The sequence below is a fragment of the Flavobacterium sp. genome (assembly GCF_036782315.1).
In the GTDB taxonomy this organism is placed as follows: domain Bacteria; phylum Bacteroidota; class Bacteroidia; order Flavobacteriales; family Flavobacteriaceae; genus Flavobacterium.
In genome coordinates, this window is sequence record NZ_DAIPZK010000013.1 from 62,448 (window position 1) to 88,683 (window position 26,236).

Annotated in this window: 24 protein-coding genes; 4 read left to right on the top strand and 20 right to left on the bottom strand. The window is 32.9% G+C overall.

Annotation, left to right across the window (positions count from 1 at the left end; all coding sequences use genetic code 11):
- Positions 1–217 precede the first annotated feature (217 nt).
- From ftsZ to mraZ, 13 genes are all read right to left on the bottom strand, one after another.
- Positions 218–2,206 (bottom strand): cell division protein FtsZ, encoded by a 1,989-nt coding sequence (gene ftsZ, locus V7P59_RS11260; RefSeq protein ID WP_333810255.1) that lies wholly within the window; start codon positions 2,204–2,206, stop codon positions 218–220.
- 11 nt (positions 2,207–2,217) lie between these two features.
- Positions 2,218–3,594, bottom strand: a complete 1,377-nt coding sequence (gene ftsA / locus V7P59_RS11265) for a cell division protein FtsA (RefSeq protein WP_333810256.1) — start codon at positions 3,592–3,594, stop codon at positions 2,218–2,220.
- An 8-nt stretch (positions 3,595–3,602) separates the two neighbouring features.
- The gene (locus V7P59_RS11270) at positions 3,603–4,325 is read right to left on the bottom strand and encodes a cell division protein FtsQ/DivIB (protein WP_333810257.1); all 723 of its coding nucleotides are present in this window, start codon (positions 4,323–4,325) and stop codon (positions 3,603–3,605) included.
- On the bottom strand, positions 4,312–5,658 hold the full coding sequence (gene murC / locus V7P59_RS11275) for a UDP-N-acetylmuramate--L-alanine ligase (protein ID WP_333810258.1): 1,347 nt from the start codon (positions 5,656–5,658) through the stop codon (positions 4,312–4,314). The genes V7P59_RS11270 and murC overlap by 14 nt, the downstream gene beginning before the upstream one ends.
- Before the next feature lie 71 nt (positions 5,659–5,729).
- Entirely contained in the window at positions 5,730–6,815 is a 1,086-nt protein-coding gene (gene murG, locus V7P59_RS11280; RefSeq protein ID WP_333810259.1) for an undecaprenyldiphospho-muramoylpentapeptide beta-N-acetylglucosaminyltransferase, read from the bottom strand.
- Positions 6,816–6,864: 49 nt separating this feature from the next.
- Positions 6,865–8,220: an FtsW/RodA/SpoVE family cell cycle protein gene (locus tag V7P59_RS11285; RefSeq protein ID WP_333810260.1), complete on the bottom strand. Its 1,356-nt coding sequence runs from the start codon at positions 8,218–8,220 to the stop codon at positions 6,865–6,867.
- A gap of 90 nt (positions 8,221–8,310) precedes the next feature.
- On the bottom strand, positions 8,311–9,645 hold the full coding sequence (gene murD, locus V7P59_RS11290; protein WP_333810261.1) for a UDP-N-acetylmuramoyl-L-alanine--D-glutamate ligase: 1,335 nt from the start codon (positions 9,643–9,645) through the stop codon (positions 8,311–8,313).
- Between the two features lies 1 nt (position 9,646).
- Positions 9,647–10,867 carry a phospho-N-acetylmuramoyl-pentapeptide-transferase gene (gene mraY, locus V7P59_RS11295; protein WP_333810262.1) on the bottom strand — a complete coding sequence of 407 codons (1,221 nt, stop codon included), beginning with the start codon at positions 10,865–10,867 and terminating at the stop codon, positions 9,647–9,649.
- Between the two features lie 60 nt (positions 10,868–10,927).
- Positions 10,928–12,391 carry a UDP-N-acetylmuramoyl-L-alanyl-D-glutamate--2,6-diaminopimelate ligase gene (locus V7P59_RS11300; protein WP_333810263.1) on the bottom strand — a complete coding sequence of 488 codons (1,464 nt, stop codon included), beginning with the start codon at positions 12,389–12,391 and terminating at the stop codon, positions 10,928–10,930.
- Positions 12,388–14,370, bottom strand: a complete 1,983-nt coding sequence (locus tag V7P59_RS11305; RefSeq protein ID WP_333810264.1) for a penicillin-binding protein — start codon at positions 14,368–14,370, stop codon at positions 12,388–12,390. Before V7P59_RS11305 ends, V7P59_RS11300 begins: the two co-directional genes overlap by 4 nt.
- Positions 14,361–14,717: an FtsL-like putative cell division protein gene (locus tag V7P59_RS11310; RefSeq protein WP_333810265.1), complete on the bottom strand. Its 357-nt coding sequence runs from the start codon at positions 14,715–14,717 to the stop codon at positions 14,361–14,363. The genes V7P59_RS11305 and V7P59_RS11310 overlap by 10 nt, the downstream gene beginning before the upstream one ends.
- A gap of 6 nt (positions 14,718–14,723) precedes the next feature.
- The gene (gene rsmH / locus V7P59_RS11315; RefSeq protein ID WP_333810266.1) at positions 14,724–15,632 is read right to left on the bottom strand and encodes a 16S rRNA (cytosine(1402)-N(4))-methyltransferase RsmH; all 909 of its coding nucleotides are present in this window, start codon (positions 15,630–15,632) and stop codon (positions 14,724–14,726) included.
- A complete protein-coding gene (gene mraZ / locus V7P59_RS11320; RefSeq protein WP_291109128.1) occupies positions 15,607–16,077 on the bottom strand; it encodes a division/cell wall cluster transcriptional repressor MraZ in 471 nt (156 codons plus the stop codon). Before mraZ ends, rsmH begins: the two co-directional genes overlap by 26 nt.
- A gap of 335 nt (positions 16,078–16,412) precedes the next feature.
- Here mraZ and V7P59_RS11325 point away from each other — a divergent pair, with 335 nt between their 5' ends.
- Together V7P59_RS11325 and yihA are read left to right on the top strand one after the other, a co-directional pair.
- Positions 16,413–17,168, top strand: coding sequence for an alpha/beta fold hydrolase (locus V7P59_RS11325; protein WP_333810267.1), 756 nt, complete (start codon positions 16,413–16,415; stop codon positions 17,166–17,168).
- A 36-nt stretch (positions 17,169–17,204) separates the two neighbouring features.
- Complete coding sequence (gene yihA / locus V7P59_RS11330; RefSeq protein WP_333810268.1) at positions 17,205–17,822, top strand: ribosome biogenesis GTP-binding protein YihA/YsxC; 618 nt, start codon at positions 17,205–17,207, stop codon at positions 17,820–17,822.
- Positions 17,823–17,852: 30 nt separating this feature from the next.
- Here the strand turns inward: yihA and gldC are convergent, their stop codons facing one another.
- A complete protein-coding gene (gldC, locus tag V7P59_RS11335) occupies positions 17,853–18,179 on the bottom strand; it encodes a gliding motility protein GldC (protein WP_333810269.1) in 327 nt (108 codons plus the stop codon).
- A 4-nt stretch (positions 18,180–18,183) separates the two neighbouring features.
- Positions 18,184–19,146: a gliding motility lipoprotein GldB gene (gldB, locus tag V7P59_RS11340; protein ID WP_333810270.1), complete on the bottom strand. Its 963-nt coding sequence runs from the start codon at positions 19,144–19,146 to the stop codon at positions 18,184–18,186.
- A gap of 81 nt (positions 19,147–19,227) precedes the next feature.
- Between gldB and nadE the strand changes: the two genes are divergently transcribed.
- Both nadE and V7P59_RS11350 read left to right on the top strand, forming a co-directional pair.
- Complete coding sequence (gene nadE, locus V7P59_RS11345) at positions 19,228–20,049, top strand: NAD(+) synthase (protein ID WP_333810271.1); 822 nt, start codon at positions 19,228–19,230, stop codon at positions 20,047–20,049.
- 63 nt (positions 20,050–20,112) lie between these two features.
- Positions 20,113–20,742 (top strand): response regulator transcription factor, encoded by a 630-nt coding sequence (locus tag V7P59_RS11350; RefSeq protein ID WP_333810272.1) that lies wholly within the window; start codon positions 20,113–20,115, stop codon positions 20,740–20,742.
- Here the strand turns inward: V7P59_RS11350 and dnaG are convergent.
- The 5 genes from dnaG to V7P59_RS11375 all read right to left on the bottom strand — a co-directional run bounded on the left by dnaG (position 20,739) and on the right by V7P59_RS11375 (position 26,177).
- Entirely contained in the window at positions 20,739–22,715 is a 1,977-nt protein-coding gene (dnaG, locus tag V7P59_RS11355) for a DNA primase (RefSeq protein ID WP_333810273.1), read from the bottom strand. The genes V7P59_RS11350 and dnaG overlap by 4 nt on opposite strands.
- 136 nt (positions 22,716–22,851) lie before the next feature.
- On the bottom strand, positions 22,852–23,901 hold the full coding sequence (locus V7P59_RS11360; RefSeq protein WP_333810274.1) for a hypothetical protein: 1,050 nt from the start codon (positions 23,899–23,901) through the stop codon (positions 22,852–22,854).
- Between the two features lie 34 nt (positions 23,902–23,935).
- Positions 23,936–24,619: a hypothetical protein gene (locus tag V7P59_RS11365; RefSeq protein ID WP_333810275.1), complete on the bottom strand. Its 684-nt coding sequence runs from the start codon at positions 24,617–24,619 to the stop codon at positions 23,936–23,938.
- Between the two features lie 68 nt (positions 24,620–24,687).
- Positions 24,688–25,266 (bottom strand): RNA polymerase sigma factor, encoded by a 579-nt coding sequence (locus V7P59_RS11370; RefSeq protein ID WP_333810276.1) that lies wholly within the window; start codon positions 25,264–25,266, stop codon positions 24,688–24,690.
- A gap of 146 nt (positions 25,267–25,412) precedes the next feature.
- Entirely contained in the window at positions 25,413–26,177 is a 765-nt protein-coding gene (locus V7P59_RS11375) for a response regulator transcription factor (RefSeq protein WP_333810277.1), read from the bottom strand.
- Positions 26,178–26,236 lie beyond the last annotated feature (59 nt).

The window sequence follows — 26,236 nt, forward strand, 5'->3', positions numbered from 1 at the left end:
ATGGCAATGGAAAGCTTTTTTGAATTAGGGTGTCAATTTTTCTTTTTTTAAAAAAGCGACCTAAGAAGCTCTTTTTAAAAATTAGAAAAATGACAGGATAATCAAAAAAACTTGTAATGAACAGCTGGAAATAGGTTCAAAAAAATTCAATGCAAAAGTAATAAAAAAACCCGAAAATTGCTCTTCGGGTTTTATGGGTAGGTTAGTTTGTAATAGATTAATCTACATTATCATGAAGGAACGAATTGTTAGAACGAAGTTGGATATCATCGTTACTATCGATTCCTAATGACATTCGAGACTGATTGCTTGCAGTGTTAGGTTGTGATGCAACGTCTAACCCCATTCTTTTATATGCTGGAACTCTTTCAAATTCATCAATTTGTGCATTGTTGTTGAATTTATGATTGAATTCTTTCATTTTTCTTTTACGTTCTTCTGCTCTGAATTTCAACGTTTCTTCGATTGACATTTCTAATGGAGAAACGTTGTCTAATTTGATTTCGTCTTCCAACTTTTGAACATTGGTTTTCATAGTGAAGTTTAACTCCTCATCAACTGGTTCGTTAACTACTGCAACTGGTTTTGAAGCTACTAATTCTTCTTCTTTTTCTAAGTAATCTTCTAACGAATATTTGATAATTCCGTTTTGATTTACTTCAGTAACCGGAACCACGTTGATTGGATCTTTAACTTCCATTTGGCGTGTTTCAGGAGTTAATTCGAAAACAATAGTACTTTCTTGAGTTACTTCTTTTACTTCTTCTTTTGTTGCGAACAAATCTAATGAAAAACTGATTTCTTCTTCTTTTGCAACTACAAACTCAGGATCTTTTACTTCGATTTCTCTGATTTGTGGCGTGATGATTTCGAATGTTGGTGCTACATTTGGTGTAATTACTTCAAATGTTACATCAATATTTTTAATCAACTCAGAAGTTGGAACTAAATCCATTGCTGGAGCAACTGGTGTATGAATTTCAAACTTTGGCTCTTCAACTTCTTCTTCTAAAGTGAAAACTATTTTTTGCTCAACCACTTCGTCACAAATAGGATTGATGATATCCGCTTTTATTTCTTCTACTTTTGGAGTTTCGAAAATTGGATTATTAACCGTAATGTTTGAAGCCGCTTTATTCATTAATTCATGAACAATTTTTTGCTCATCTTCTAACGAATGAATAATTTTCTTAGGTTCTGTATTTACGATTTCAGCTTGTTGCTCTACATTAAAACCTGTAGCAATAACTGTTACCGAAATAGCTTCTCCTAAAGCTTCTTCTTCACCAACTCCCATGATGATATTCGCATTGTAACCTGCTTCTGACTGTATAAAATCATTGATTTCTCCAATTTCATCAATTGTGATTTCGTTAGCTTCGTCAGTTCCAGAAACGATTAATAACAATACGTTTTTAGCACCTGTGATTTTATTATCATTTAATAAAGGAGAATCTAAAGCACTCATAATCGCCTGTTTTGCTCTATCTGGTCCAGACGCAGTTGCAGAACCCATGATAGCAGTACCACTGTTTGATAATACTGTTTTAGCATCTTTAAGGTCGATATTTTGAGTGTAGTGATGTGTAATAACTTCAGCAATTCCTCTTGACGCAGTAGATAACACTTCATCTGCTTTAGAGAAACCTGCTTTGAAACCTAAGTTTCCGTATACTTCACGTAATTTATTATTATTGATAACAACTAAAGAATCTACTTGTTTACGTAAGCGTTCTACTCCGGCTAACGCTTGCTCAGAGCGAACTTTTCCTTCAAATTGAAAAGGAATCGTAACAATACCTACTGTTAAAATGTCGCGCTCTTTTGCTAATTGCGCAATTACAGGAGCCGCACCAGTACCTGTTCCACCACCCATTCCTGCGGTAATGAAAACCATTTTGGTGTTGCTATCCAACATTTTTTCAATTTCGGCAATACTTTCAATAGCAGATTGTTGACCTACTTCAGGATTAGCACCAGCTCCTAAACCTTCGGTTAAGCTTACCCCTAACTGAATTTTATTTGGTACAGGACTGTTTTGTAATGCCTGAGAATCAGTATTACAAACTACAAAATCAACACCTTTAATACCTTGTTTAAACATGTGGTTAATGGCATTGCTACCTCCACCACCAACGCCAATTACTTTAATTACGTTAGATTGGTTTTTAGGTAAATCGAATGAAATGTTTCCAAATTCTGACATAGTATCTCCTTTTATTCTGCGTTATCTAAAAATTCTTTAATCTTATCAATGTATTTATCAAAAAACGAACGTTTGATTTTGTCATCTGTTGTTTCGTGTTTGATAGGCTGAGTTGCTTTTGGCTCCTCTTTTACTTCCTCAATAATTGGTTCTTCAACCACTACTTGAGGGCGAACCACCACAGGTTCTTCTTTTTTCATCTCTACAAACGGAGTAGCACTTTTTGTATTGTTTCGAATACTGTTCATTACTAAACCAACCGCTGTAGCATATAATGGACTTGACAATTCTTCGTCTGAATCTCCTGCTAAATGCTCGTTTGGATAACCAATTCTGGTATCCATTCCTGTAATGTATTCCACTAATTGTTTGATGTGTTGCAATTGTGCTCCACCACCCGTTAATACAATACCAGCAATTAATTTTTTCTTAGGATCTTCGTGTCCGTATAATTTGATTTCAGCATAAACTTGTTCGATAATTTCCACAACTCTAGCGTGAATAATTTTTGACAAGTTTTTTAACGAAATTTCTTTTGGTTCTCTACCTCTTAAACCAGGAATCGAAACGATTTCGTTATCTTTATTTTCTCCCGGCCAAGCCGAACCAAAACGAGTTTTTAACAACTCTGCTTGTTTTTCGATGATTGAACATCCTTCTTTAATATCTTCCGTAATTACGTTTCCTCCGAAAGGAATAACCGCTGTGTGACGAATGATTCCATCTTTAAAAATGGCTAAATCTGTTGTTCCACCACCTATATCTATCAAAGCAACTCCTGCTTCTTTTTCTTCCTGACTCAATACTGCATCAGCCGAAGCTAATGGCTCTAATGTTAATCCAGATAATTCTAATCCGGCACTTTTAACACATCTTCCTAAATTACGAATCGAAGCCGCTTGTCCTACCACCACATGAAAACTAGACTCTAATCTTCCACCATACATTCCGATAGGCTCTTTAATTTCGGCTTGACCGTCTATTTTAAATTCTTGTGGCAATACGTGAATAATTTCTTCACCTGGCAACATTGCTAATTTGTGCACTTGTCCGATTAAAGTATCGATGTCAGCATCACCAATCACTTCCTCAGCATTTGGACGACTGATATAATCGCTATGTTGAATACTGCGAATGTGTTGACCTGCAATACCAACAACAACATCATTGATTTTATAACCCGAGTCGTTTTCAGCATCTGTAACTGCTTGCTGAATTGACTGAATGGTTTGCGTAATATTATTTACAACACCTCGGTGAACACCTAAACTTTTTGATTTTCCTACTCCAAGAATCTCAAGCTTACCGTATTCATTCTTCTTCCCTATCATCGCTACAATCTTAGTTGTACCAATGTCTAATCCTACTGCAATGTTGTCTTTGTTCATAACTTCACTTATTTCTTACAAACCACTTGTTGTATAAACATCAAGTTTACTTCTTTATAATTTTTTATCAATGTATCTCTAATAGCATGGTGGTAAAAAGCCTTATAATTCTTAAACTTTCTTTCCACGTTCTTTGGTTTCCCAAATATTATTTTGTAATCATAACTTCTGTTGGTTAACACCACATTTCCAGAAGGCATAATTTCAGCAGCCGTAATGTTTTTGCTTAAGAAATCATCTTTATTGATTTCGTTAAACAACTTCAAAAATGGCTTACAATTTTCTTCACTTATTGCGCCGACAACCAGCGGAACACGTGCTGAAAAATTCTCCGACAAAGACATCCTATCTCCTTTCGAATCAAGATAGTAACTATCAGTATCAGTAATAACTCTTACGATTGGGGTCTTTTGAGTAATACGCGTATTTAGAAATCCGTCTACTGTTGAAAAAACTTGTGCTTTTTCAATCATCTCGTGATCATCGAGTACAGCTTCTAAAGTATTCAAATCTAATTTATCTTTTTGAATTGTTGAAGCACCTCCAAAATTTTGTATTAACAAGTTATTAACCATTTCATGTGTTAAAAACATATTCTCATTCGACTCAAATTTGATCTCTATCTTATTGATTTTACGTTGACTATTTCTCTTTGACGAAAAAGAGTACAGGAAAATCATAGTAAAAATGATTAACAACAAGCGAATAGTATGCCAATTAATTCTTCTCATGAAGCGCTTTTTTTAGATCTTTTACTAACTCACCAATGTCGCCCGCGCCAATAGTTACAAACACATCTGCATCTGAATTTTCAAAAGCCGTGAATAACTCGTCTTTGCTGACTAATTTCTTATTTGGATTGTTAATTTTATTCAACAACCAAGTCGAATTTACACCTTCCATTGGCAACTCGCGAGCGGGATAAATTTCCAACAATAAAATCTCGTCGAATTGACTTAAACTTTCTGCAAAACCATCCACAAAATCTTTCGTTCTACTGAACAAATGCGGTTGAAAAGCAGCGATGATTTTTTTACCAGGATACAATTCACGAACCGCTTGATGCACCGCGTTAATTTCGGTTGGATGATGTGCATAATCATCAATATACACTAATTTTTCTTCTCTAATTTGAAATGAAAAACGTCTTCTTACTCCTTTAAAACTTGCTAAAGCTGCACTAATTTTTTCATTTGAAACGCCATAAGATTTCGCCATAGCAAAAGCTAATAATGCGTTTGTCAAATTATGATGACCTGGCAAACCAAATTTTACATTTTGAACTACTTCAGTTAGTGTTTTTACATCAAACACATAAAACCCGTTTTCAATTCGGATATTTTGGGCTGAAAAATCGGCATCATTGTTAACTCCGATAGTATTCCCTTCCAATGGTAATCCTTTGATTACATATAAATTTTCACTTGGCGTTTTGGCCGCAAATTCTCTAAAAGAATCTTCTATACTTGCTGCATCGCCATAAATATCTAAATGGTCGGCATCCATTGACGTTACGCAAGAAACATTAGGATGCAAATGCAAAAACGAACGATCAAATTCATCCGCTTCCACCACCGTAACTGTTTTTCCTGAACCAATTAAGTTAGAGTTATAGTTTTCAACTATTCCGCCTAAAAAAGCCGTTACATCAACACCACTTTCATATAAAACGTGACCTAAAATACTTGAAGTTGTAGTTTTCCCATGTGTTCCAGCAACTGCGAAACAGTAGGTGTCTTTTGTTATGATTCCTAAAACTTCAGCGCGTTTTTTAATTGTAAATCCTCTTTCGATGAAATAATTCCATTCCGAATGCGAAACTGGAACGGCTGGCGTTACGATTACTAATGTATTTTCAACATAGAAATCAGTTGGAATTAGACTGATATTATCTTCAAAATGAATTTCTAAACCGATAGCTTGCAATTCATCTGTTAACTGAGTAGGTGTTTTGTCGTAACCCACTACTTTTTTTCCAATGTATTGAAAATAACGTGCCAAAGCACTCATTCCGATACCTCCGATTCCGATGAAATAAACGTTATGTATTTGATTTAGATTCATATTTTTTTGTTTCAGGTTTCAAGTTTATTTTGTTTCAGGTTTTACAACTTGAAACTTGGAACTTGAAACATTTAAACTAATTTCATTATCTCTTCAACAATATCTTTTGTTGCGTTTGGTTTAGCTAATTTCTTTATGTTTTGACTTAATTCTAGTTGCTTGCTTTCGTTTGAAATTAAATCAGAAAAAACTGTTTCAAATTGGGCTTCTAATTCTGATTCTTTAATTAAAATGGCTCCGTTTTTATCTGAAATTGCTTTAGCATTTTTCGTTTGATGATCTTCGGCAACGTTTGGTGACGGAATGAAAATCGTAGGTTTTCCTACAATACACAATTCCGAAACTGATGATGCTCCTGAACGCGAAATTACGACATCCGCAGCAGCGTAAACCAAATCCATTCTATCAATAAAAGCTACTACTTGAACGTTTTCTTTTTCATTATATTTTGAGTAATCGTTCAAATATAATTTTCCGCATTGCCAGATGATTTGAATGTTTTGACTCAATAGAAAATCCAATTCTTTCTCAATTAATTGATTGATTCTTCTGGCACCTAAACTTCCGCCTAAAACCAGCAAGGTTTTTTTATTCGCATCTAATTTAAAGTAAGCGATAGCTTCACTTTTACTTGCTTCATTAATCAAATCTTGACGTACTGGATTTCCCGTTAAAATCATTTTATCTTTAGGAAAAAATCGTTCCAAATTTTCGTATGCGACACAAATTTTATTCGCTTTTTTAGCCAATAATTTATTGGTGATTCCAGGATATGAATTTTGCTCTTGAATTACCGTTGGAATTCCCAACATAGATGCCACTTTCAACACTGCACCGCTTGCAAAACCTCCAGTTCCAATAACCACATCTGGTTTAAAACTTTTGATAATTCGGAATGAATTCCCCATGCTCGAAACTAGTTTGAATGGAAACATTGCATTATCTAAAGTCAATTTTCGTTGAATTCCTGAAATCCATAATCCTTTGATGGCGTAACCTGCTTGAGGCACTTTTTGCATTTCCATTTTATCTTTGGCCCCTACAAAAAGAAGCTCTGCTTCTGGAAAACGAGATTTTAATTCGTTTGCAATCGCAACAGCCGGATAAATATGCCCGCCTGTTCCGCCTCCGCTTATTATGAATCTTGGTTTTTTCATCCTACACCCCTAAAGTCCCCTCGAGGGGACAATTATATGATTTTGTTTTTTATTTTTTATTTAAAACTGCGTTCATTGGATTTTGTCCGTTTACTAGCACATCTCCGTTTTCATCTTCAATTAAAGATTCTCTAATCGAACTTTTAATATCATTTATTTTTTGCTGATTTTCATCGGATTCTCTTTCTTCATTCAAAGCCACTTGCGCATCGATAATTTGCTGTAAAGCTTCATCACGTTTGCGTTTTTCTTCTAAGTCTAAAGCCACTTCTTCTTCTTTCTTCGTAACACTTAATATGATTCCGACAGCAATACACGTCATCCAAATAGATGTTCCTCCACTACTAATCAACGGTAATGGCTGACCTGTAACAGGTAATAATTCCACGGCAACTCCCATATTTACAAAAGCTTGAAATATGATTGGGAATCCGAGTCCGATGATTAATAATTTTCCGAATAAACTCGAAGCTTTTTGAGCATTGATAACAAAACGAATTAACAATAACAAATACAATCCTATGATGGTTACTGCTCCTACTAATCCCCATTCTTCTACGATAATGGCGAAAATAAAATCGGAAGAAGATTGTGGTAAGAAATTTTTCTGAACACTTTTTCCCGCTCCTAATCCAATTACTCCTCCAGAAGCGATGGCGATTTTAGCTTTTTCAATTTGGTAATCATCTTCATCTGGAGTATCCTTTGTAAAACGTTCGATACGGTTTTCCCAAGTACTTACCCTACTGAAATATTTGTTATCTGGAAATGCTTTGGCTAATAACAAGAACAACAAAAGTGCAACGATTCCCATTCCTAAAACATATCCTAAATATTTTAAAGGATATTGTCCGATGAAAATTAGCATGCAAATCATGGCAAAAATTAAGGCTGTAGTTGAGAAGTTGGCTGGTAAAATTAGTATTAAAACTGCTCCCACGGGCACCCATAATTCTAAAAAAGATTCCTTAAATGAATACACTTTATCGCTAACTTTTGCCAAATAACGCGCCACGTAAACCATGATAACAATGAATGCTAAGGTTGACGTTTGAAAACTCACTCCTACAAACGGAATTTGAATCCAGCGACTAGCATTTGCACCACCAATTTCTGTTCCTTTGAACAAGGTATAAACCAACAACAAAACCACCAACGGAATTCCGAAAATGGATAAGGCTTTGAAGTAATGATATGGCATTTTATGTATCCAAAAAATGATTCCAAAACCCAACAAAACATGAATAGCATGTTTGATTAAATGTCCGATTGTAGTTCCATTTCCGATAACGTAAACTAAGTTGGTACTAGCGCTATATACTGGCAAAAAAGATACCAAAGCCAATAGAAAAACTATAGCCCAAATGGTTTTATCTCCTCTTATTTTACCAATGATATCGAACATTTCTTATTTTTTTTGAAACACATAGAAACATAGTTCTTATTTCCTTTGATTGTGTTTAGTTATTTCATTTTATATAGCTAACAATAGATTTTACAAATTATGAACGGCTTGTTTGAATTGTTTTCCTCTGTCTTCGTAGTTTTCAAATAAATCGAAACTTGCACAAGCTGGCGATAATAATACGCTATCTCCTTTTTCTGCTAAACGTTGCGCTAATTGAACTGCTTCTGACATTGAAGTTGTTTCTACCATCACATCTACAACATTATTAAATGCGTTGATGATTTTTGTATTGTCAACACCTAAACAAACGATTGCTTTTACTTTTTCACGAACTAAAGGCATTAACTCATCGTAATCATTTCCTTTATCAACACCTCCTACAATCCAAACTGTTGGTGTATTCATACTATCCAAAGCATAAAAAACCGAATTTACATTCGTAGCTTTAGAATCGTTGATGTATTGCACGCCTTGAATTTTTAATACTTTTTCTAATCGGTGCTCTACTCCTTGGAAATTAGTCAAACTTTCTCTGATGGTTTGTTTTCTAATGTTCAACAATTGCGCTACAGCTGTTGCTGCCATTGCATTTTTAATGTTGTGTTTTCCTTCTAGTGCTAGTTCGTTGATTGGCATAGTAAATAATTCGTTTTTAATAGTACTGTTGATGTTGTTGTCTTCTATATATCCTCCGTCATTTTCAGGTTTTCCTGTTAATGAAAAAGGAACTTTATTTGCTTTTATCTTATTGTTTTTTAACCAATTTCGAATCGCTTCATCTTCATTGTCATATATCAAATAATCGGCTTCTGTTTGATTTTTTGTTATTCTAAATTTAGAATTGATATACAAACTATAATCGTAATTGTATCTGTCTAAATGATCTGGGCTTATATTTGTTAGTATCGCAATATGTGGCTTGTAATTGATGATTCCATCTAATTGAAAACTACTCAACTCCAACACATAAATATCATGCTTGTTTTCGGCTACTTGCCAAGCGAAGCTTTTGCCAATATTTCCAGCTAATCCAACATTCAATCCACCTTGTTTTAACAAATGATACGTCAAAAGCGTTGTGGTTGTTTTTCCGTTACTTCCTGTAATTCCCACTGTTGTTGCATCGGTAAACTGAATAGCAAACTCGATCTCAGAAATCACTGGAATCCCTTTCTCGATTAGCTTTTTAACAATCGGTGCTTTTTCGGGAATACCTGGACTTTTCATTACTACATCGGCATTAAGAATTAATTCTTCTGTATGCTTTTCATCTTCCCAAGCGATTCCATTAATAGTAAGAACTTCTTTATAATTCTCTTTTATTTTTCCAAAATCCGACACAAAAACATCGTATCCTTTTTTCTTTCCTAAGATGGCGGTTCCTACTCCACTTTCGCCTCCGCCTAAAACTACCAGTCGCATCTTATCTTAATTTTAAAGAAACGAGTGAAAAAATCGCTAACAGAATTCCGACAATCCAAAAGCGGGTTACGATTCTACTTTCGTGATAGCCTTTTTTCTGATAGTGGTGATGCAATGGTGACATTAGGAAAATTCGTCTTCCTTCACCGTATTTCTTTTTGGTATATTTGAAATAACTCACTTGTATCATTACTGATAAATTTTCAGCTAAGAAAATTCCGCAGATTACTGGAATTAATAATTCTTTACGGATTGAAATAGCAATTACAGCAATAATTCCACCAATAGTTAAACTTCCTGTATCACCCATGAATACTGAGGCTGGATATGCGTTGTACCAAAGAAATCCAACTAAAGCTCCAACGAATGCTGCGATGTAAACCGTCATTTCACCCGAATTTGGAATGTACATAATGTTCAAATAATCTGAGAAAATGATATTACCTGAAACGAATGTGAACAATCCGAGTGTGAGTACGGAAATTGCGGAAGTTCCTGCGGCTAAACCATCAATACCATCGGTTAAATTGGCTCCGTTTGAAACAGCTGTAATGATTAAAATTACCATTGGAATAAAAATCAACCAAGCATAATCTTTATAACCATCACCCATAAACGATAATACTTCAGCGTAATCGAATTCGTTATTTTTGAAAAACGGAATCGTAGTCGCTGTTGATTTTTCTTCTAAATCAGCTGGTTTGATATTATTTTCGATTTTTACTCTTGATGTTAAAGTGTCTTTACGAACTGTTACATCTGGACTTAAATACAAAACGGTTCCTACGATTAAACCTAACCCAACTTGCCCAATTACTTTGAAAATTCCTTTTAAACCTTGTTTATCTTTCTTGAAAATTTTAATGTAATCATCAATAAAACCGATAGTTCCCATCCAAAGTGTAGTCACAATCAATAAAATGATGTAAATGTTATTCAACTTCGCTAATAACAAAACCGGAATTAATGTAGCCAAAATGATGATGATTCCACCCATTGTTGGCGTTCCTGCTTTTGCAGTTTGTCCTTCTAAACCTAGTTCACGAACGGTTTCTCCTACTTGTTGGTTTCTCAAATAGTTAATGATTTTTTTTCCATAAATCGTAGCAATTAATATGGACAAAATAAAAGCTAATGCCGAGCGAAAGGTAATGTATTGAAACACTCCTGCTCCAGGAACATCAAAGGCTTTGTCTAAGTATTGAAAGATGTAATATAACATAGTTTAAAAGTTTATGTGTTTAAAAGTTTACAAGTTTGGCTCTTGAAAACTTTACTGCTACTATTTATTCAATTGTTGTAATAATTCAGTTACTATTTTCAAATCATCGAAATCATGGCGAACTCCGTTAATTTCTTGATAGGTTTCATGACCTTTTCCAGCGATTAGAATAATATCGTTTGGATTTGCTAATTGACAAGCGGTTTTAATGGCTTGTTTTCTATCTAAAATGGAAACCGTTTTCTTGAAATTTTGAGGTTCTACTCCTTTTTCCATTTCTTCGATAATCATTTCTGGATTTTCGGTTCTTGGATTATCTGACGTAAAAATGGCTTTGTCGCTCATTGATGACGCAATGTTGGCCATAATTGGTCTTTTTGTTTTATCTCTATCGCCACCACAACCCACAACTGTAATCAATTGTTCGTTTTTAGTGCGAATATCCTCGATTGTTTTTAATACATTCTCCAATGCATCTGGTGTGTGAGCGTAATCTACAATTGCTGTTATTTTAGAATCGGAAACAATAAATTGAAAACGTCCAGAAACACTTTCTAATTCAGAAAGCAAACGTAACGCTTCCATTTTTTCGATTCCTAATTCGACAGCTACTCCGTAAATCGCCAATAAATTATACGCATTGAACGAACCGATTAATTTTACCCAAACTTCATGATCATTAATTTTTAACAACAATCCTGATAATTGGTTTTCTAAAATTTGGGCTTTGTAATCAGCATACGATTTTAAAGCGTAAGTTAATTTTCTTGCTTTTGTATTTTGAAGCATTACCAATCCGTTTTTGTCATCAATATTGGTAATTGCAAAGGCATCTTTAGATAAATTATCGAAGAAGGATTTTTTAACATCGCGATATTCCGCAAATGAATTATGGTAATCTAAATGATCGTGTGATAAATTCGTGAAAACGCCACCTTCAAAACGTAATCCTTCGGTTCTTTTTTGATGAACACCGTGCGAAGAAACTTCCATAAAGCAAAATTCGCAACCTTCTTGTATCATCAAATCTAAATATTTGTTTATCGTTAAAGAATCAGGCGTTGTATGTGTGGCTTTGAATTCTTGTTCGTCAACCATGATTTTAACGGTTGACAACAAACCTACTTTATAACCTGCTTTTTTGAATAATTGATATAACAAAGAAGCAATGGTTGTTTTACCGTTAGTTCCCGTAATTCCGACTAATCTTATTTTTTCAGAAGGATTTTCATAGTAATTAGCTGACATGTAAGCCAAAGCTTCGTTAGAATCTTTTACTTTAATATAAGTTACGCCGTTTACAATTACTTTTGGAAATTCTTCACAAATTATTGCAATAGCACCCAGACTTAATGCTTTTTCGATATAGTCATGACCATCGGAAAGTGTTCCTCTAATGGCTACAAAAACATCGTTCAATTCAATTTTTCTCGAATCGAATTCAATTTTTGAAACGACAACATCAGTAGTGCCATGAACTGCTTCAATGTGAACTTTATATAATATGTCTTTTAATTGCTTCACGATAATTCGATTATGATAGTTTGGTTTTTGTTAAAAGCTTGTCCCGATGTTAGTGATTGATTTTTCACTCTACCAATACCTTTCACAATTACTTTTAATCCTAAATTTTCTAATAAGGCCACTGCATCCATTCCTTCCATTCCTTTTACATTTGGAACAATTCGCTCTTCTTTTTCTACTTTTTTATAATATTCCGAGTAGCTTTTTTCTTGGGAAACCACTTTTGCATCAATGTTTTTCACGTGATTCATTGAAGGCGAATCCGTAAAGATTTTTTGTGCAATTCTTTTGAAAACTGGTCCCGCAACATCGGCTCCGTAATATCCTGCAGCAACATTTGGTTTATGAACTACTACGATACAGGAATACTTAGGTTCGTCTGCTGGAAAATACCCAACAAAAGAAGAAGCATAATACAATTGCGCCTTGTTTTTATAATTTACCTGAGCAGTTCCCGTTTTTCCTGCCATTGAGAAATCTTTTGAATACAATTTTGAACCTGTTCCTTTCTTTACCACGTTTTCCAAAACCGCATGAACTTTATCTAAAGTTTCTTGCGAACAGATTTTCGGATTGATAACTTGTGTATCAAATTTCTTGATGATTTTATTCCATTCTTTGATTTCGCTAACGAAAATTGGTTTTACCATAACACCATCATTAGCAACTGCATTGTATAATGTTAAGGTTTGCAATGGCGTAACAGATAATCCGTAACCAAAAGCCATCCAAGGTAACGATACACCCGACCAACGATTTGTTCCTGGCTGAGGAATAACTGGAATTCCTTCTCCTTTAATAGGTAAGCCAAGAGGTTTGTTTAATCCGTAACTATTGATTCTATCTACGAATTGTTTTGGATTATTTTTATAACTTTCATAAACCGATTGCACTAAAACGGTGTTCGATGAAACCTCAAAACCTCTGGCTAAAGAAATTTTTCCGTAACCACCTTTATGAGAATCTTTTACTCTTCTTCCGTAATATTGAATTTCGCCACCAAAAGAATTATAAACCGTTCCTGTGTCTGCTTTTTTATCATCTAAAACAGCAATTAAGTCCATCAACTTGAAAGTGGAACCAGGCTCGTGAGATTCCATAATAGCATAATTTTGGGTTTCAAAATAAGAACCATTTTCTGCTCTTCCTAAATTTGAAATCGCTTTGATATGACCTGTTTTGGTTTCCATCACCACCACACAACCATGATCGGCGCTGTAATATTCCAATTGTTTTAGTAACGCATGATGTGCAATATCTTGAATGTAAACATCAATCGTTGAAATGATATCGTAGCCATCTTGTGGCTCTTTTTCGTTTACATCATTAATAGGTTTCCACTGATTCTTTGCAATTTTTTGCATCATTCTGTGGCCATTTTTGCCGTTTAAATAATCGCGAAAAGCGTATTCTAAACCTTTACCATCTTCGTTTGAACGCTCATAACCGATAGTTCTTTTTGCCACCAAACCAATTGGATGTTCTCTCACAATTTTTTGCTCGATAATCAAACCGCCTTTATTAGCTCCTTTATTAAATAATGGAAATGATTTGATTCGCATTTGCTCAGTGTAGCTCAACTTTTTTGCGATAAATAAATAGCGACTTTTATTAGCTCGTGCCTTTTGCAATTTCGCTTGATAATGTCCGGATGATTTTCCAAACATTACAGAAAGTGAATCAGAAAGCGCTTGAATGTTTTCTTTGAAAAGTTCAGATGAAGGTGCTACAGCATCAAAATAAATAGAGTATTCAGGAATTGATGTAGCCAACAAACTTCCATCTGCCGAATAAACATTTCCTTTGTTAGCAGGGATAGTAAAATTTTTAACCGTTCTTTCTTGCGCTAACTTTCTGTAATATGGCCCTTCAACCCATTGAATATTATTAAGTTTTATCAAAACAAGAACAGCCATCACGAGAAACATGAAAGCTACAAAATACATGCGGTACGATATTTTTTTATCTTCTACTGCCATATTTTCAATTTATCCCAAAAACTCTTATTGTTTTCTTTATCTTCAACTACTATTTTCACAGGTGGCACTTCAGAAGGATAGATTTCGCGAGCTTCCATTTTTTTAGCCACTGTAGATTCCATTTTTAACTTCATCAATTCAGAACGACGATCAACAAATTCAGAACGCAGTTCTTTTACTTGATTGGTTAATTCGGTAATTCGGTAATTTTTTGCATCGTATTGATGATTGTTTGCAATAGCCATCATTCCTAAGATTACCAAAAAAACGATGAATTTCCAGTTCTTAAGAGCGTCATCACTTATAAGAAATTTTGCTTTTAGTAAACTGTAGATTCCGTTTTTCATGTATTGCTATATTTTTTCTGCTACTCTTAGTTTTGCACTTCGTGCTCTGTTGTTTAATGCTATTTCCTCTTCTGTAGGAACAATTAATTTTTCAATAATTTTAAAAGGAACTTTAAAATTTCCGAAAAAATCTCTTTCGGGTTCTCCTTCAAACATGCCGTTTCGCATGTAACGTTTTACCAATCTGTCTTCTAGTGAGTGATACGAGATAACACTCAGTCGGCCTCCGGGTTTTAGAATCTCAAGTGATTGTTCTAAAAACTCTTTCAATACATCCATTTCCTGATTGACTTCAATACGAATGGCTTGATATATTTGAGCTAAAATTTTATTGCTTTTATGTCCTGGCAAAAATTTCGCTAACACTTTTTTCAATTCGTCCGAATTTCGGATTTCTTTATCTTTTCGAGCGGTTACGATTACGTTTGCCATAGCTCTTGCATTTTTTAATTCGCCGTAATCAAACAACACTCTTGCAATATCTTGTTCGTCATATTCATTCACCACGTGATACGCACTGACATCGCCTTTTTGATTCATTCGCATATCCAATTCAGCATCAAATCGGGTTGAAAAACCACGTTCAGCAACATCAAATTGATGTGACGAAACGCCTAAATCTGCTAAAATTCCATCTACTTGTTTGATTCCGTGGAAACGTAAAAATCGTTTTATGTAACGAAAGTTTTCATTAATTAAAGTGAATCGTTCGTCATCAATTGCGTTTTTCAAAGCGTCTAAATCTTGGTCAAAAGCGAATAATTTTCCGTTTTTACCTAAACGACTCATAATTTCTCTCGAGTGACCGCCACCACCAAAAGTAACATCCACATACACACCATCAGGATGAATATTCAATCCATCAACTGTTTCTTTTAACAATACTGGATTATGATATTCCATCTTCGTCGTCATTAAAATTACCCATTACTTCTTCTGCCAAGTCTGCGAAATCACCTACAGCGTTTTCAATCGCATTTTCATATTTATCTTTATCCCAAATCTCGATGATATTGATAGCCGAATTCAACACAATATCTTTATCAATTTGAGCAAAAACCACTAAATCTTTCGGAATTAAAAGTCGCCCTGTTGCATCAATCTCAATCATTTTAACTCCCGCTGTAAATCTTCTGATAAAATCATCATTCTTTTTATTAAAACGATTTAGCTTGTTGATTTTCAACATCATTTTATTCCACTCCGCCATTGGAAACAACTCCAAGCAAGGTTGAAAAACTGATCGCTTTAATACGAAACCATCCTCTAAAGAACCCAATTGTTTCTTTAGCGACGTAGGTAGCATCAGCCTTCCTTTGGCATCTACTTTACACTCGTATGTTCCGATTAATGTTTTCAACTTTTACTTTCAATTAGAATATGGACAAATTTAGAAAAAATTTACCACTTTTTACCACAAACTACCACTTTGTTAATAAGTTTTTAGATTTTAAAACTCCATTTTCCACTTTTAACAAAAGATTATTTGCAAAATCAAGAATTAAGAGGATTTTGGCCATTGAAATTCGGTCAATTGATTTTTAATGTTTTTGATAAAATTTCGATAAAATTGTTGATAACTAACATTTTACAACCTTCAAGAGACTAAAAATATCTGTATCATTTTTTTCTTTACTTTCTTCAATAAAATAGTATATTTGTCGAGCATGAGAATTAACCCATCAAGTGGCATTTATGTTAAGAAAAGAAAAGAAATATACTTATTTTGAAGCTGGTGAAGGAACTCCAATTATCATTTTACATGGTTTAATGGGAGGCTTGAGTAACTTTGATGGTGTGGCGAATTATTTTCCACCAAAAGGTTACAAAGTAGTTATTCCTGAACTGCCTATATACACTCAAAATATATTAAAAACAAACGTTAAAGCTTTTTCAAAATTCGTTAAGGATTTTGTAGTTTTTAAAGGATATGACAAAGTTATTTTACTTGGAAATTCACTTGGAGGTCATATTGGATTGTATTTTACAAAAATGTATCCTGAATTAGTAAAAGCATTAGTAATTACAGGGAGTTCAGGTTTATATGAAAGCGGAATGGGTGAAAGTTATCCAAAACGCGGTGATTATGAATACATTAAAAAGAAAGCTGAAGATGTATTTTACGATCCTGCAATTGCAACAAAGGAAATTGTGGATGAAGTTTTTGCAACGGTTAACGATAGAATCAAATTGATCAAAACCTTAACGATTGCCAAGAGCGCTATTCGTCATAACATGGCGAAAGATTTGCCTAAAATGACAACTCCAACCTGTATTATTTGGGGAAAAAATGATAAGGTAACACCACCAAATGTAGCTGAAGAGTTTGATAAATTATTACCAAATTCAGAGTTATTTTGGATTGACAAATGTGGACACGCTGCGATGATGGAGCATCCGGATCAATTCAATGAAATTCTATATCATTGGTTACAAAAGAACAATATATAACAGTTCCCCTTTTTGGGGAATTTTATTTTATAGCATATGAAAATTAATACCGCCGAATTCGTAATCAGTAATTCAGAAGTAGACAAATGTCCGAAAGAACGTTTACCTGAATACGCTTTTATTGGTCGTTCCAATGTAGGAAAATCGTCATTGATTAACATGTTAACGAACCATAAAAATTTGGCAAAAACCTCATCAAAACCAGGAAAAACGCAGTTAATCAATCACTTTAAAATCAATAATAATTGGTTTTTAGTGGATTTACCTGGTTATGGTTATGCTCGAGTTTCTAAAAAAACAAAAGCAGTTTTCCAACAATTTATTACCGATTATTTTGAAAGACGCGAGCAATTGATTTGTGCTTTTGTGTTAATCGACATTCGACTTGAAGCCCAAAAAATTGATTTGGAATTCATGGAATATTTAGGCGAAAGCGAAATTCCGTTTGCGATTATTTTTACAAAAGCCGATAAAATTGGAAAAACAAAAGTAGCTTCTCATATTGCTGCATATAAAAAGCAAATGTTAGCCAATAATTGGGCCGAAATGCCACAATATTTTATCACCTCATCATTAGAAGCTACAGGAAGAGATACTATTTTAGAATATATTGATCAGATTAACGAAGATATTTTTAAGAATGAAAGTTTTTAAAACAAAAAGTCGCTATAAATAGCGACTTTTTTATGCTTTTAAATCCATTTTTTCAACGAAGTAATCACAAAAATCGCGCATGGTATCTGACATTTTCTCATCAGCTGTAGCACGTTGAAAGGTATCTGCCATTGCTACTAAGGTTTGATGAAAGAATTGCTTCATTTCGTCTACCGGCATATCTTTTGTCCATAAATCTATGCGAAGTGTTTCTTTTGCTTTACTATCCCAAACAGACAACAACATTGCCTTAGCTTCTTCTTGTTCCACTCCACCATCTTGTGCTGTCCATAATAATTTTTCAGGAACGTTATTTTCGTCTAATCCTACTGTGATTTTTATATCGGATGTTTTCATATACTTATTGCTTCTTTGGTTTGTATTTTGAGTTATCGAAGATTGTTTTAGCATCCATAGCTAATAATTCTTGTAAAGTTACATCTTCATGATTTTCCATATAACTTCTAACGATTTGCCATCCTAACCATTGTCCTACTCTACCCGGAGTTTGATTATCTATTTCTAAATAAAACTTTGAAAAAGGCGCTGGTTTTATAAATCGTAATTCGTTTTTTGGATTAGAATCGAATAATAGTTTGTTTTCAATTAAATTACTCCACATAAAATATTCGTTTTCTTCGCAGAATTTAATTTGTAAATCGGTATAACCAATTTTATCCGCATCAGAATAAAAAGGAATCAATTTATCTTTTACATATAATTCTTTACCGTAATAAATCATTGCTGAAAGTAATGTTCTATCAGTTGGAGGCGCAATTTTTCCATAACAAAAAGTTGAAACTAAATCAGGTAAAATTTGATTTGGCTCTAAACTTTGCTTTTTATATTCTGGAAAATCAACATAAAATCGATGTTCTTTTCCCAAATAACAATCCAATGATACTAAAGCCAATGTGTCTACATAAAATGATTTTGCTTCTGTATCTACTTCATTAATTAATGTAATTACTCTTGGAGTTTTAAATTTTGGAAAATAATACTGCACGTAAGCAAACATTTTTTCCATATCGGTTTCTATTGGACCTAATTTTGGATATTTAAGTTGAACTTCTTTATACAACTCTTTCAACAAAGGATTAGTCAACTTATTTATCCAAACGGAATCAGGGTTACCTTCTGGAAAAAAGAAAGGATATTGCGCTTTTATTTTTTGCAAATCCTCTGGTTTTGACTGATAAAAAATCTGATCAAATCGTTCTACTTTAAATTCAATAGGAATTTTTGCTACGGCTTCTTCCACTTTATTTTCTTCTCTGCAAGAAAACAAAACTACAGCAACAAGCGCAAATAATAATTTCTTCATATAGTGTATTTTTTATACTTTTATGGAACCAAAATTAGTTTGCAAATATACAGTTATCGACTTATAAATTTTCATAAAAAAATGACAAATTCCAAGAGGTTTCAAGCCGAAAAAATCAATCAACATATTGTACAATGGTTACTCGATTATGCTAATAACGCAAAAGTGAAAGGTTTTGTTGTAGGCATTTCAGGAGGAATTGACAGCGCATTAACTTCTACTTTATGTGCTCAAACAGGTTTGCCTACATTATGTATTGAAATGCCAATCCATCAAGCAGAAAGTCACGTAAATAGAGCTAACGAACACATTAGCCAACTTAAAAATCGTTTCTCAAATGTTTTTAACGAGAGAGCCGATTTAACTCCGGTTTTTGAAACGTTTAAAAATCAAGTTCCTTCAAGTGAAAATGAAACGGTTTTGAATTTAAGTTTAGCGAATACTCGAGCCCGTTTACGCATGACTACTTTATATTATTTTGCAGGATTACATGGTTTTTTAGTGGCTGGAACTGGGAATAAGGTAGAAGATTTTGGTGTTGGTTTTTTTACTAAATATGGAGATGGTGGAGTTGATATTAGCCCTATTGCAGATTTAGTAAAAAGTGAAGTTCGATCATTAGCCACGTACTTACAAGTGCCAGAAAGCATTTTAAAAGCTAAACCAACTGATGGTTTATTTGGTGATGACCGAAGTGATGAAGATCAAATTGGTGCTAATTATGACGAATTAGAATGGGCAATGAAACAAATGGAAAACGGTAAAACTATTGAAGATTTTACTGGAAGAGAATTGGAAGTTTTTAAGATTTATAAAAGATTAAATACGATAAATCAACACAAGATGACCCCAATTCCTATTTGTAAAATTGGAGAAGATTTAAAATATTATCCTCATAATTAACAAGTAATTACATTTTTTTTAGTAACTTTGAGTATATATTATTAATACAATAATTTTTTAGTTATGATTAAAATAGGTATTGCAGACAGTTTGCCTGTTGTCTCCCATGGATTACAATCGTATTTTCAGGGAAACAGCAGAATGGAAGTTGTAGCATCGGCTAAAAATTTAGAGTCTTTACTTAATTTTTTAAATAATAAACGTTGCGACGTACTTCTGCTTGATGTGGAATTAGATGGATTGTCAAGCATTAGAGATATTAAAAGCTTATTGAAAGACTTTCCTGAAACTAAAATTGTTTTGTTTACAAATGTTTCTGAACAAATGTATGCCCCAACAGCAATTAAAGCAGGAGTTTCAGCTTATGTTTCTAAGAAAAGTGAGTTAAAAGAACTAGAAGCTACAATAGCAAAAGTAACCGAAGGTAAAGTTGTTTTTAGCGAAGCAGTTAAAAGAAGCATCGAAATGCTTAGCAAAGGCAAAAAATCGGAACGATTGTTTAAAAAATTATCTACAAGAGAAATTGAAGTACTTCGTTACCTAAATGATGGTAAGAAAAATAAAGAAGTAGCACAAATTCTTGGTTTAGATGAAAAAACAATCAGTACGTATAAATTGCGTTTGTTAGCTAAACTAAATGTTACCAACTTAGTGGATTTATTGAAAAAAGCAAAAGATTTAGATGTAATTTAATTGTATCTTGAAAGAACTCTACCCAAGTTTTTAGAAAAGATATGTGTTAACCCCAAATAAGCCATTACCATTTCCAGAGTTTCTGAGTTATCAGAGTCTTCGTCGGTTGAAATTGAATTTTTCAAATCGTCGATAATGTTATTGACTAAATACCATCGCAATGTGATAATCGTCTCGGTTACGTATTGGCTTATGGTTTCTTCCTTTTGTTTAACATAGATTTGTTGCACTTCCCAATTATGTAACACTTCACGTTCTTCACTCATAAGAATCGTGGTGACTTCTTGTGCCAATTCTTCAGGTAATTGCATTAAGTATTTATCTAACTCAAAAGCTTCATTTTCATTAAAATACGCAATTAAATGATTGTAAATCGCTTTAAAAGTTGGATTAGCTAATTCAACTTCATCTTCCTGTAAACTCAGATAAACACGTTGAAAAACCTTATAAGTATTTTGTTCTTTAACTTCAACCATTTCCCCATCTTCATTTTGAGCTAAAATGGTATCTTCAAATTCCGCTTCTTTATCGCCATACAAAAGCAAAATTTGAATAATTTTATGCTCTAATTCATATTGAATATCAACTTTAGTAGCGGGTTGAGCAATATCATTTCTAACAACTTCAAAGGCTTTTTGTTCCTCTTTAAATTGTTTATTTGCTTCCGATAAGTCTTTTTTGACTAATTGCGCTAACGTATTGAAAAGTACATCTTCAGAGATATCCATAATTCTCGAACATTCCTTAATATACACTTCTCTTTTAATTCGGTCTGGAATTTTTGAAATACTAATGACCATATCACGAATTAAATCGGCTTTCTTGATAGGATCATTCTTTGCTTCTTGCATCAATAAAGACGCTTTGAATTGAATGAAATCTTTGGCGTTATCTTCGAAATATTGCAACAAATCCTCATAAGAGGTTTTTCTTGCGAAACTATCTGGGTCATCGCCATCGGGAAAAGTGCAAACTTTAACGTTCATTCCGGCTTCCAAAATCAAATCAATTCCACGAATTGATGCTCGAAGTCCAGCTGCATCGCCATCAAAAAGAACGGTAATATTTGGTGTTAAGCGATTAATTAAACGAATTTGATCAGGTGTTAAAGCCGTTCCTGAAGAAGCAACTACGTTTTCAATTCCAGCCTGATGCATTTGGATAACATCGGTATAACCTTCTACTAAATAACAATTATTTAGCTTAGCGATAGCTTGCTTCGCATGGAAAATTCCGTATAAAACTTTACTCTTGTGGTAAATATCACTTTCGGGTGAATTTAGATATTTTGCAGCTTTTTTATCATTGGTCAAAATACGACCACCAAAACCCAAAACACGTCCGCTCATGCTTTGAATCGGAAACATCACGCGACCTTTGAAACGATCAAATTGTTTCTCTTCCTTAACAATAGAAAGTCCGGTTTTCTCTAAATATTCTAATTTATATCCTTTTCCGAGAGCTTCTTTGGTAAAAGCATCCCAAGATTCTGGCGAATATCCTAATCCGAATTTCTTAATGGTTTCAGAAGTAAAACCTCGTTCTTTAAAATACGATAATCCGATGGCTTTTCCTTCTTCCGTTTCTAATAAAGTGTGATGAAAATATTTCTGTGCGAATTCGGAAACCAAATACATGCTTTCCTTTTCATTGGCTTGCGCTACATCTTCGTCGGTTTGAACCGTTTCTTCAATTTCGATATTGTACTTATTCGCTAAATATTTAATGGCTTCGGGATAGGTAAAATGTTCGTGTTCCATTAGAAACGTTACGGCATTTCCGCCTTTTCCAGAAGAAAAATCCTTCCAAATTTGCTTCACAGGAGAAACCATAAACGAAGGCGATTTCTCGTTCACAAATGGCGACAATCCTTTCAAATTACTTCCAGCACGTTTGAGTTGGACAAAATCACCAATTACCTCCTCAACTCTGGCGGTTTCAAATACTTTTTCTATGGTGTCTTTTGATATCAAACTATATATTTAGGAGTGGCAAGTTACAAAGTTTTTGAAAAATACAACTCATACCTTCAAAATCATTTAAAACAAAAAAAGCACTTCATATGGCTGAAGTGCTTTTTTAAACAGAGAACTTAACTTAACCCCAAATTTAATTAAAATCAAAGCGTATACCTAATGAAACGTTGTTTTGATCAATATTATTGTTTTTGAATAACGGATTTAAGTCATATTTAACATATAGACTGGTAGATTTGTGTCCAACATAGGCACTAAGCCCATAAGTAAAATCGTTTACATTAAAATCCGCTTTTGTTCTTTCTCTCACTTTTCTTCCTTCAGTTTCATATCTAATAAATTGCTTAGAATTTGTGTTAACTCCAGCAAATCCGCCTAAACCAAATCTAAAACCTTGATGCGATTTGAATATTTTTTTTCCGTCTTTTTCTTCTGTTTTTGAAAAATCAAACTCTAAATGAACAGGTACAACAAAATATACGTTTTTAAAATAAGTATGATTGTCTTTTAAATCAATTGGATATGTTTCTAAAACAGTTTCACTTCCCGTATCTACAAAAATTCTATTATCTGTTGCATGTAAAATATTGTATTGAAACCCTAGACCATATTTTAAATGTAATAAATTAGAGTTTTGACTTAATCTGGTGTTATATGTTAAACCCCATTCGTAAAATGTAGAACGTAAATAACCAAAATCGGAATTTGCTATAGCACCATTAGTAACTAAATTATTAAAACCTGTAGCAAAAACGAATTGCGAAGTAGTTCTTTTTTCCTCTCTATGAAATTTCTTTTTACCATTTTTATAACCATTAGAAAATGATATAGTGTATTTTTCTTTAACGGTATCCGTATCAATAATTTTACCTTCTACTTTATCATTTACTAATTGTGCTAATTTAGCTTCCTCAATAGCTACTTTAGTTTCAATATTCTTTGCTTTTTCTTCTGCAATTTTTAGTTTTAATTCATGCCCTTTTTCAGGAGAAATTTTTCCTTCTTTTACTTGTAAATCGATGGCTTCAATTTCTTTCTTTAAAGCATTTTTTTCTTCGGTTGTAATCATTTGAATATTTGAAGCAATTTCTTTTACTTGTTTTTCAAATGTTTTTTCCTGAGCAACGGCTTTAGTTAGTAAACTAAAGACCATAACGATGGTGTACAAAATAATTTTTTGCATGACTGTTTGATTTTTAATTAATGATGATTTTTATTTATTCGTAATTTCTATTGGCTAATGCCGATTTGGCATCTTGAAATTTTCTGTTTAATTTTTCTAAAGTAGTTTCTCTATAATTATAGTCTAATTCTTTTTCAACAGTTGACAATAATGAATTAGCATCTATTTTCATGTTGGTTTTAGGCGTTATTTTTTTCTCAGAAGTAATTATTTTTTCACCTGTTTGAACTTCCGCCAATAAACTTTCTGGCGTTACGTATTTATAGGTGATAGGTGATGTGTGATGGGTAATAGGTGATGGATTTTCTTGAATTATATTTTCCAATCTTTTCAATTCATTACTCACTTCTGATTTTTTATTTTTTTGTGTTTTAGAAACATTTAATTCATTCTGTACTAAAACAGATTGTTGTTTTTCAACTGAAATTTCTTTTATATTATTTGTTTCAACTGAATCAATTGCTTTGTTAGTTGTAGTTACAACGGGAATTGAATTATTAATTTCGCTTGCTTTGTTTGAATTGAAAAGAAAAAATCCTAATCCAAAAAAAAGTATAGTTGAAGCGGCTACAAAAAACCAGCCATAACCTTTTTTTGACTTTTTTTCTTCTGAAACCGTAAGCATTGCATCCAAGCGATCCCAAGCTTGAGCGGAAGGCTGAATTTCTCTTGTATTCAGCTTTTCTCGTATTTGATTATCAAATTTATTTGGTTTCATAAATTTCGTTTTATTTTTAATAGATAATTCATGCAATCGCCTTAAATTCATTGGTTTTTTTCAACAAACTATCTTATAGTGGCGATATCATTTAATTTATTTTTTAATTCTGTAATTTGTTGTTGCAATAACTTTCGAGCGTGTGATAATTGCGATTTTGATGTTCCTTCACTTATTTTAAGCATTTCGGCTATTTCCTGATGTTTATAACCTTCAATCGCATATAAATTAAAAACCATTTTATAACCATCAGGCAAATTGTCAATCATATTTTGAATATCGTCTACCGAAAAATCTTCCATTTCATAAACTGATTCTTTTTTGCTTACCGTAATATCATCTATATCCTGGTGATTAAAATTATTTTTTTTCACTCGAAGAAAATCAATACATTCATAAATCATAATTCTACGAATCCAACCTTCGAAACTACCTTTATGTTCAAATTTTTTTAAATTGGTAAATACTTTCATGAATCCAGTAATCATTACATCTTCTGCATGATGAATGTCTTTTATATATTGACGACAAACGCTTAACATTTTAGAAGAAAATTTGGCATAAATCTGTTGTTGTGCTTGTCGGTTATTTTCGACAGCCAACATAATGAGTTGCTTTTCTTCTTGATGCAATTGAATTACTTTCATTTTCAAGTTCAATATCAAGTTTAATATCAAATTTAAAGTATTTAAAATTGATTTTAGACTTAATTCTTGTTAATTGAATTATACCTTCTAAATACATAGACGGTAAGAATCCTAAAAAGGTTGTATGAAAATGAAAAAAAATGGAATTATTTTCCTTGAATTTTTTGTTTAATGTATTTTTTTGGAGAAAGACCCGTATAACTTTTAAAGCAAATAGAAAAATAAGAAGTAGAATTGAATCCGCATTCGTTAGCCAAAGTATCAACATTTCCTTCACCAGCTTCAATTAAACTAATAGCATAATTTAGTCTTATTTCTCTAATATATGTAGAAACGTTAACCTCTTTAAACTTTCGGATTTTTTTATCTAACGTTGATTTACTTACAAAAATTTCTTTTGCTAATTTTTCAATAGTAATATCTGATTTGATATTTTTTAAAATTATTTCATCAATTTTTTCAAAAAAATCATTTTTTCTTGATTTGATTTGAATTTTAGAAACTGGATTTTGACTTTGTTTTACAACGGTTTCTTTGTAATGCAAGAAATTCTTAATTTTCAAGATTAACTCTTGTATCTTAAATGGTTTATTAATAAAATCATTCACACCGTTTTCGAGTTGTTTGATTTTATTATCAAAAGTCATATCGGCAGTAATAATGATAAAAGGAATTTGATCAAACTTTCTAAAATTTCTAATTTTTAGAAACAATTCTTCCCCCGTCATCATTGGCATCATTAAATCGCATACTATTATATCAGGCAAATTATTTTCTAAAAATTGAAACGCTTCAAGTCCGTTTTTACACCATTTTACTTCATAATTATTAACCTGCAATAACTCAGAAATGGTTTGCCCTAAAGAAATATCATCTTCTACTAAAAGTATTTGAGGTTTGCTAGCTTTCATGAAGTAAAATTAATTTATATTTTTTTTAATTATTTCTCTAAAATTTTAAATTATCAGTA